The sequence below is a fragment of the uncultured Pseudokineococcus sp. genome, assembly GCF_947499845.1.
Classification (GTDB): Bacteria; Actinomycetota; Actinomycetes; order Actinomycetales; family Quadrisphaeraceae; genus Pseudokineococcus.
On sequence record NZ_CANMPM010000007.1, the window covers coordinates 172,306 to 181,016 of the forward strand.

The window sequence follows — 8,711 nt, forward strand, 5'->3', positions numbered from 1 at the left end:
CCGGCGCCGGGGTCTGCGCCGTCCGCCCCGGCCGTGCGGACCGGGCCGGGGCGGGCGACCTCAGGCACCGGTCGGTGCGCCCGGCGCGCCCGCCCGAGCGCCGGCGACGGCGTCGGGCACGGCCACCTGGACGACGAGGGGGCGCCCGCGCCGCACGAGGAGGCCGCGACCGGGTGGGGCGGCCGGCCACCGGGCGCCGGGCGGCAGTCCCAGCAGGTCGCCGTCGGCCGCGCCCGGGCTGCCCAGGACCAGGCCGCTGCGCGTCCGCCGGCCGGCCGCGAGGAGCCCGCCGGCGCGCGCCCCGGCGACCGCGGTGCGGGTGGCGACGACGACGAGGTCGCCGGGCCGGAGGAGCTCCCGCGCGGGCCCGGGCGCCCCCTCCTGTCCGCCGCCGCCCTGCTCGCCGCCGTCCGTCCCGTCAAGGCCCCCGCCGTCGCCGCATCCGCCATGAGCGCCTCCGCCGTCGGCCGTCGGGTCCGCCCCCGGGTCCGCCCCCGGGTCCGCCCCCGGGTCCGCCGTCGGGCCCGCTCCGGCTCGACCGGCCGCGTCGGCCGCGCGGGCCAGCGCCCGCCCGAGCGCCGTGCCCTCGAGGAGCTCGGCGTCGTCGACGAGGAGGACGAGGGGCTCGGCGCCCGAGCGGCGCCGCAGCGCGTCCTCGAGCCGGGCGGCGGCCGCCTCGCCGCCGTCCCCGACCGCCGGGCGCAGCGCTCGGCCACCGGGGGGCGCGGTGGCCGCGCCGCCGGGGCTGAGGAGCACGCTGGCCCACCCGGCCGCCGCGGCCGAGCGCTCGAGGACCGCGAGCACCGTGGAGCGGCCGCTCCCCGGTGCGCCGAGCACCGACCACACGGGCCCGTCGAGGTCGGCTCGGACGTCGGCGAGCGGGGCACCGCCCGTGGCGCGGGGGGCGCCCAGGGCGTCCTGCGGGGCGCCCAGGCCCGCGAGGCCGAGGAGCAGCCGCGGCTCCGCACCCGTGCTCGCACCCCCTCCTGCGCCCCCGCCCGGGGAGCCGCCGGCGCCCCGGCCCGCACGGCCGCCGGCGACGCCCTCGGACCCGTCCGCCGGAGCCGGCCGGGGCACGGCGGCGCCGGGGGCCGGTCGGGGCGACGGCAGCAGCGGGCCCGAGGGTGTCGCCCGCGGCGCGGCGAGGGCGTGGAGCTCGTCCACGGTGACCCGCCGCGGCAGGGGCGGCAGGCGCGGGACGCGGCGCACGGTCCTCGCCCCCGGGACCGGGCTCGGGAGGCCCCCGCCGACCTGCCCGCCCGTCAGGGGACCCACGCGGGCGACTTGGACCTCCAGCGGCTCCGCCGCCGTGCCGCCGCGGCCGGCAACGGCCCGCACGAGGACGCCGCGCCCGGGCGGGGCCCCGGGGCCGGGGGCGCTGCGCGCGGGCAGCCCGGCGAGGACCGCGTCGACCGGGTCGGCGAGGCCCAGGACGACCCGCTCGGCGAAGGCCGCGCCGGTGCGACCGCCGAGCACCCGCGGGTCGGCGGTCATCGCGACGAGGACCCCGGCGGCCGGGCCCTCGCGCAGGAGGCGGTGCAGCAGGTCGGTGCACGCGCCGCCCTGCGCGGACTCCCACGACGACTGGACGACCTCCCACCCGTCGACGACGAGGACGACGACGGGCCCGTCCGGTCCGTGGTGCGCTCCCCGGCCCGCGGCCGCGCCCCGGCGGGCGTCGACCAGGGAGGCGAGGTGCTCGAGGACCCGCCGGGCGTGCTCCTCGTCGTCGTGGGCCACCACGGACGCGACCGCGGGCAGGTCGGCGGCGTCTGCGAGGCCACCGCCCGGGTCGACGACGTGCACGACGACGTGGCCCTCGCCCGACGCCTCGCCCGACGCCGCGCCCGCCGCCGCGGCGGCCGCCACGAGCGCCCGCGCGGCGCCCGTGCGCCCCGACCGGGGGCCGCCGACCACCAGCAGGTGGGACCGGCGCGCGAGGTCCCACGCCAGCGGCCGCTGCTCCTGCGCCGCGGGGTCGTCGAGCAGGCCCCAGCGCAGGAGGGGCCCGACCTGCCCGGGCGCCGACTCCCCGGGCGCCGCCCCGGGCAGCGCCACCTCGGTCGGGAGCGGGGGCAGCCACGGGCTCGGCGGGGCGTCGCCACCGTCGTGGCGCCACGCCGCGGCCGCCGCGACCACCAGGCGGGAGAGGTCGTCCTCGCCCTCCGCGGCGCCGCGGCCACCCGGCGGCGGCGCGGGGGCGTCCGCGGCGGCGGGACGACCGCTTCCGGCCGCGCGGACGCGGGCGGCGCGCGGCCCTGCGCCGCCCGTGGTGGCCACCTGCACCTCCTCCAGCGGACCGCCGCCGACGCGCCACAGCGACCGGCCCGGCACGTCGGGCGGCAGGTGCGCCGCCGCGCGGGACTCGACGACGTCGAGGGAGTCGTGCTCGTCGCGGACGCGCAGGGCCACGCGGAGGTTGACGTTCGCCGCCACGTCCGGCCCGACGACGCCCGCCGGGCGCTGCGTGGCGAGGACGAGGTGGATCCCCAGCGAGCGCCCGACGGCCGCCAGGCGCACGAGGCCCTCGACGAAGTCGGGCAGCTCCTCGGCGAGGACGCGGTACTCGTCGACGACGAGGACGAGCCGCCCCAGGGCCGGGTCGCCCGGGCGACGGCGCGCCCGGTAGGCGCGCAGGTCCTCCGCGCCCGCCTCCCGCAGCAGCCGCTCGCGCCGGGCCACCTCCGCCCCGAGCGAGCGCAGCGCGCGGGCGGTGAGCGCGTGGTCCAGGTCGGTCACGAGCCCGGTGACGTGCGGCAGCCCCGCGACGCCGGCGAAGGCCGCGCCGCCCTTGTAGTCGACGAGCACGAACGAGAGGTCGGCGGGGGAGTGGTGCACCGCGAGGGAGGTCACGAGGGTCCGGAGCAGCTCGCTCTTGCCCGCACCCGTCGTGCCCGCCACGAGCGCGTGGGGGCCGTCGGCGTCCAGGTCGAGGAGCCGGGGCCCGGTGGCGTCCCGCCCGACGGGCACGGCGGAAGAGCCGCCCGCGGCCGACGTGGCGCGCCAGGTCCGCGCCACGTCGTCGGGCGTCGGCGTCCGTCCGCCTCCCAGCAGGTCGACGAGGCGGGCGCCGCGCGGCGCGCCCGTGGCCCCCCCGGGCGGCTGCGCCTCCCGCAGCGGGGCCGCCGCCCGTGCCGCCCGGGCGGCCGTGGCCGCCGAGACGCCGGTCGCGGTGCCCCGCAGCAGCCCGCCGGCGGCGCTCACGCGCACCCCCGTGCCGCCCTCCCCGCCGAGCGCCACGAGCGTCGTGCACCCGTCGGGCAGCGAGCCCGTCCCGCGGGCGAGGGCCACTGCGAGCACCCCCGCGGGGGCTCCGGACCGCAGCAGCCGCACGAGGCCGGGGGTGGCGCGGACCTCGTCGTCGTCGTCGACGACGAGCAGCGTGCGGGGCGGCGTCCGACCGGCTCCGGCGGGCGTCGCCCGGTCGGCGCGGGCCTCGACGTCCGCGAGGAGCCGGGCGACGGCGTCCTCGCGCTCGTCGCGCTCGTCGAGGACGCCGGCCGGGCCGACCGAGGGGAGCCAGCGCGCCCAGCCCCAGCGGGCGTCGCCCCCCGCCTCGGAGTCGGGCGCGGTGAGCACCAGCACGCGCACGTCGGACGGCGCGTGGAGGCCGGCCACCTGCAGGACGACCCACCGCGCGGTGGCGAGCACGGCGTCCGGCGGCCCCACGACGCCCGCCGGGGCCGCGGTCAGGAGGTCGACGGCCAGCGGCACGTCGCGCAGGAGCGGGCGGTGGGTCGTCGGCTCGCGCCCGTCCTGCTCCACGACGACGCGGGTGGACGACGGCGCCTCGCCCGTGCCGAGCGCGAGGAGGACGGGGCCGCCGCGGGCTCGCTCCCACAGCCGGCCGCCGGCGCAGGACAGGGCGAGGACGACGTCCGAGGCCCCGGGAGAGCCGGCGCGGGCGACGGACTCCTCGGCGCGGACGGCCCGCTCGGCCTCCGCCCGTGCGGCCCGCGCGAGCCGGGCGGCGCGGGCCCGGGCCTCCGCGCGGCGCCGGGACCAGGCGCGCCGCTCACCGGCCGTCGTCACGACGGCCACGAGCGGTGAGGCCAGGCCCATGAGCAGCGCCCAGGGGCTCCACAGCAGGGCCATCGGCACCGCGACGACGAGGGGGACGAGCGCGGCGGCCCAGGCCGTCCGCGGGCGCTCCGGGCTGCCGGGCTCGGCGGGCACGCGGACCCGCGACCCGACGTCGCCCGCGGGGGCCCGCCCCGTCGTCGCCACCAGCCGGTGGCCGCGGCCGTCCCAGCCCCCGGCCCTCGGCGGCTCGCCGCCGAGCCGCAGCTCGAGGACGCCGGCGCCGGCGGCGACGCGGGCTCCCGTCCCGGCGGCCAGGCCGCCCGGGCCGGGGCGGACCCCGTCGACGAGCGTCCCGTTGGCCGAGCCGAGGTCCGTCACCAGCGCCCCGCGGCGGTCGACGTCCAGCCGCAGGTGGCGGCGCGACAGGCGGGGGTCGTCGAGCCGGACGTCGGCCCCGACGCCCCGGCCCAGGACGTGGCGGCCCGGGGGGAGCGGGACGACCAGGCCGGCGTCCGGGCCCGCCACGACGTGCAGGTGGAGGACGCCGGCCCCCCGACCGGGACCCGCGCGGGACGGCTCGTCCTCCCGTCCGCCCGCGCCGGGCCGCGAGCCCTCGCCCGGGCGGCGGACGAGCACGGCGCCCTGGACGAGCGGCGGCGCCCCGAGCGCGGCGGCCGGCGGCAGCGGACGGCCCTCGCACCACCACCGGCCGGTGGTGGCGGGCCCCTCCGCCTCGCCGACGGCGCCGAGGTGGGCGGCGAGCTCCTCGGCGACGTCGGCGAGGCGGAGGGGCGCGCCGGTGCCGGGCAGGTCGACGTCGACCTCGGCCCGACGGAGGGCGGTCGCGTCGTCGACGAGCGTCAGGCGCAAGGGGCCGTGGTCCACCCCGGCAGCCTGCTCGGCGCCCCGGCCGCTCGCCGGGACCGTCCACAGGCCCCGCACGCCCCGTCCGTCACGCGCTGTCACCACAACGGGGGATGTGGACCGCCCGCACGGGGACGCCTCGTCTGCCTAGCGTAACGGGGAGGGTCGCGGGGGGCCTCACGCACCCCGTCCCGCCACGCGCAGCAGCACCCGGTGCGGAGCCGGGGCGGAGGAGGGGGGTCGGGGGTGGACGCGGTCGCCATCGTCGAGGACGAGGTGCGCGAGCTGGTCCGCCGGCGAGGTGTCGACCCCGCCCGCGAGCCCGGCGTCCTGCGCTCGCTCGTCGAGGACGTGATCGCCGACTACGACGAGAGGTCCCTCCTCGGGACGCTGCCCCGCCTGCCGGAGCAGACGGGCGTCGTCAAGCGCGTGCTCGACGCCGTCGGCGGGCTGGGACCGCTGCAGGAGCACCTCGACGATCCGGAGGTCGAGGAGATCTGGATCAACGAGCCGGGCAAGGTCTTCGTCGCGCGGGGCGGGCGGCCGGAGCTGACGACGACGATCCTCACGGCCGAGAAGGTCGCCGACCTCGTGGAGCGCATGCTCAAGACCTCGGGGCGCCGGGTCGACCTCAGCTCGCCCTTCGTCGACGCGAGCCTGCCCGACGGCAGCCGCCTGCACGTCGTCATCCCCGACGTCACGCGGGAGCACTGGGCCGTCAACATCCGCAAGTTCGTCGTCCGGGCGGACCGCCTGGACGACCTCGTCGCCCTCGGGACGCTGACCGCGCGCGCCGCGGCCTTCCTCGAGGCCGCGGTGTCCGCGGGCCTCAACGTGCTCGTGTCCGGCGGCACGCGGCTAGCGACCTAGTCGCAGATATGCCGGTGACGGCGACGACGAGGAGGACGGACATGGACGGACAGCGCTGGATTGGGCTGGGGTGGGCGCTCGTCGAGGCGGCGGGGGCTCGGCCGTCATGGGAGGCCGGCGAGGAGCTCACGGAGGCGCTCGACGCGGCGGGGAGCTTGCGGGAGGCACTGAGCCTCGCCGTGGGGGCCGTCGAGACGGAGATCGGCGGAGTGGCAGATGCCGACGGGCTTCGAGGCGCCGTCGAGCGGCTCGTCGCGGCGGAGGAGAGCGGCCGGGCGGTCGACGAGGACGACGTCGCGGGGGTGGTCGCGCGTGCAGGGGAGGACGGGGACCTCGACGACGAGCTCGCGGCGGCGGGCGAGCTGCTCGACGACTACTTCGGGAGCCGCGGCGGGCGGGCGAGAGCCGCGGGTTGAGCCTCCCGGAGGCCGTAAGTCGGCGGTGACGACCGCGCCGGGGGTCGTGGGCGCCCAGACCCCCGGCGCGGCGTGCGCTACTTCGGCGTCTCTTGCTCGACGAGGCGGGCCTTCACGGACCGCGCGCGCTCGCCGCCGTTGAGGCGCTCGGCCACTCGGCGGCCGTCGACTCGGGCGGGTAGGTCCGCGGGGGTGATGCCGGCTCGGCGAGCCGCTGAGGCGACGTCGGGCTTGTCAGCGTCCAGGCCGCCGCGGACCCACAGCGACGATTGCTCGTCGGTGAAGCCGTATGGCTTCCACACTTCCCGTCGCCGCTCATCCCATCTCCGTATCGCCAGCGCGGCTTCCTTCTCGCGGCGATCGAAGAAGTCGCGGTAGACGACGGGCTGGTCTGGCGGCGGTGTGAAGAGTTGCTTCCACTGCCGCTCGCCTTCTTCGCGGCTGAGCTTGCCGCGGTACTGGCGGTGCGGTTGGCCGGCGTAGAGGTACTCGACGATGCCGCGAAGCTCCGGGTCGGCGGGTTCCGACGGCGAGGTCTGACGAGGTATCGACGGCGGTGCCTTCGTGGGCCGAGGGCCGCTGGAGGGGCGGGGAGGCTCCTTCTCCGCTGCCCAAACGGCTCGTGTGCGCTTATCGACGGCCGCGAGCGCTCGGCGCAAGCGGGCCTCAGTCTGCGGCGAGAGCATCGAGGAGGTGGAGCGGGCGGGCTCGCCCATTCCCAGGAGTAGTGCCATGACGCGGCGCGAGGTCATCTGCTCGGAACGAGCGAATTGATGCACCCGAAGCGGCAAGCGGGTCTCCTTCGAGAGGCGGTCAGGGGAATGACACGCCTGTATCTTCCTCCGGTGAAATGCCGTCGTCAACAGCAACGTCCGCATCGCACCGCGGGGTAGCCGTGCCTTCCGTCAGGCTCGACCGAGAATGGCGAGCGCCGCGGCCTCGGCCGGCGTCACCTGCTCGTGTTCGGGGGCACGGCGGGCGGCCGGCACGCGGAGGGTCGGCGTGCTCTCTCCGTAGACGCGCAAGGCCGCGCGCTCGGCGGCCGTGATGGGCCTCGACGGGCGGGCGCCAGACGTGCTCGGGCTCGGCGTCCGTGCGTTGCGCTGGCGCTCCCGGGCGCGCTCGTCGGCTTCGCGGCGGGAGGACGTCGGGCTCTCGACGATGTGCAGCTCGTGAGCCACCCTGCGGCCGCGCGCGTCTCGGGCGGTGAAGTCGCCGCCGTCGCGGGCGGGCGGCTTCGCGCTGGAGTTGCGGCGCGGCATCAGGAGCCGGCCAGCGCGCGCAGGAGGGCGCCCATTGAGGGCGAGGGCGAGGGCACGGACTGGCGGCCGGCGCCCTGGCCGGTGTCGGCCGGCGGGTCGGCGGTCGTCGAGGTGTCGGCGGGCTCGTCAGCGGGGCGGGCGGTGAGGCCCTCGACGCGGGTGTCGGCGGCGAAAGCGCGGAGGGCGTCGTTCATCGGGGAGGGCATGCGGCTTCTCTCTGTGGTGGGACGGCCGAGCCCTCCTCCGCGGGGGTGCGGAGGAGGGCTCGTCGAGCGGGTGCTGTGCAGGTCAGGCGGCGCGGCGGCCGGTCCCGAAGGGGCGCCGCACGGCGCTGCGCTTCGGGTCGGAGAGGTCGGAGGTGGCGACCTCGATCGTCACCGCCGAGGGGTCAGGCTCGGGGGTGCGCTCGACGGCGCGGTAGCCGGTGAGGGCGCCGAGGAGGTCGGTCGCGGTCTCCTGTCGGCCGCCGATGATGCGGACGGCGTAGCGGCCGGTGCGGGCGGGGAAGGAGGCGTCCGCGCGGCGGGTGAGGACGTCCTCGACGCTGGCGGTGAGGGCGAAGGCGTCGTCGACGGCGGCGGCCTGGGCCGAGGCCTCGTCGAGAAGGTCGTCGAGGCGGGCGCGGGCGGCGTCGGCCGAGGCGGAGGCCTTCTCGCGCAGCTCGTCGGCGTGCTCGCGCACCGCGGCGAGGAGGGCGAGGAAGGCGTCGGCGAGGGCGTCGGTGAGGCCGGAGACGCGGCGGTCGAGGGTCTCGGCCTGCTTCTCCCACGCGGCGAGGTGCTCGCCCTCGGCGACGTCGGCGCCGGGGTCGGCGAGGAAGGCGTCGGCGAGCGCGGCGCGGTCGGCGTCCTCGGCCATGTCGCGGGTGCCCTCGTGGGCGCTCTTGGCGGCCGAGGCGCCGCGAAGGGCCTCGACGAGGCCGGCGTACTTCGCGTGCGCCTCGGCGGTGGGGCCGTCGGCGTAGCGCGCCCAGACGGGCAGGTTCATCGCCGCGCTCGGGAGCGCGAGCGAGCCGGTCCGTCCCTGGAAGCGGGGACGCGGGCGGGCGGCCTCGGCGGCAGCTCGGGCGGCGGCGGCGCGGGGAGAGGCGTTGCGCTCGGCGGAGGTCTTGCTCATGGGTGCGGGCTCCTAGCGGGGTCGTGGCGGTGCGGGGAGGGGGCGCCGGCCCTGGCGGTGGGGCCGGGGCCGGCGCGGTGGGGCTAGGGCGTGTCTCCCTACCGGTGAGGTAGGCCGGGGCCACGCTGGCGGGGTGAGTCGCACAGCTGAGATCGACGAC

At 79.5% G+C, this 8,711-nt stretch carries 6 protein-coding genes and 1 pseudogene; 2 read left to right on the forward strand and 5 right to left on the reverse strand.

Annotated elements, in window-relative coordinates:
• Window positions 1-60 precede the first annotated feature (60 nt).
• Window positions 61-4,908 (reverse strand): FtsK/SpoIIIE domain-containing protein, encoded by a 4,848-nt coding sequence (locus tag Q0789_RS09085; protein ID WP_298804386.1) that lies wholly within the window; start codon window positions 4,906-4,908, stop codon window positions 61-63.
• A 225-nt stretch (window positions 4,909-5,133) separates the two neighbouring features.
• Here Q0789_RS09085 and Q0789_RS09090 point away from each other — a divergent pair.
• Both Q0789_RS09090 and Q0789_RS09095 read left to right on the forward strand, forming a co-directional pair.
• Window positions 5,134-5,742, forward strand: a pseudogene (locus tag Q0789_RS09090) (ATPase, T2SS/T4P/T4SS family); the annotation flags it as partial.
• A gap of 56 nt (window positions 5,743-5,798) precedes the next feature.
• Window positions 5,799-6,173 (forward strand): hypothetical protein, encoded by a 375-nt coding sequence (locus Q0789_RS09095; RefSeq protein WP_298804390.1) that lies wholly within the window; start codon window positions 5,799-5,801, stop codon window positions 6,171-6,173.
• Window positions 6,174-6,250: 77 nt separating this feature from the next.
• Here Q0789_RS09095 and Q0789_RS09100 read toward each other — a convergent pair whose 3' ends face one another.
• The 4 genes from Q0789_RS09100 to Q0789_RS09115 form a co-directional block, all read right to left on the reverse strand.
• Window positions 6,251-6,964, reverse strand: a complete 714-nt coding sequence (locus tag Q0789_RS09100) for a hypothetical protein (RefSeq protein ID WP_298804392.1) — start codon at window positions 6,962-6,964, stop codon at window positions 6,251-6,253.
• Window positions 6,965-7,078: 114 nt separating this feature from the next.
• The gene (locus Q0789_RS09105; RefSeq protein ID WP_298804394.1) at window positions 7,079-7,435 is read right to left on the reverse strand and encodes a hypothetical protein; all 357 of its coding nucleotides are present in this window, start codon (window positions 7,433-7,435) and stop codon (window positions 7,079-7,081) included.
• Complete coding sequence (locus Q0789_RS09110; protein ID WP_298804395.1) at window positions 7,435-7,641, reverse strand: hypothetical protein; 207 nt, start codon at window positions 7,639-7,641, stop codon at window positions 7,435-7,437. The genes Q0789_RS09105 and Q0789_RS09110 overlap by 1 nt, the downstream gene beginning before the upstream one ends.
• Before the next feature lie 82 nt (window positions 7,642-7,723).
• Complete coding sequence (locus Q0789_RS09115; protein WP_298804397.1) at window positions 7,724-8,551, reverse strand: hypothetical protein; 828 nt, start codon at window positions 8,549-8,551, stop codon at window positions 7,724-7,726.
• Window positions 8,552-8,711: the final 160 nt, after the last annotated feature.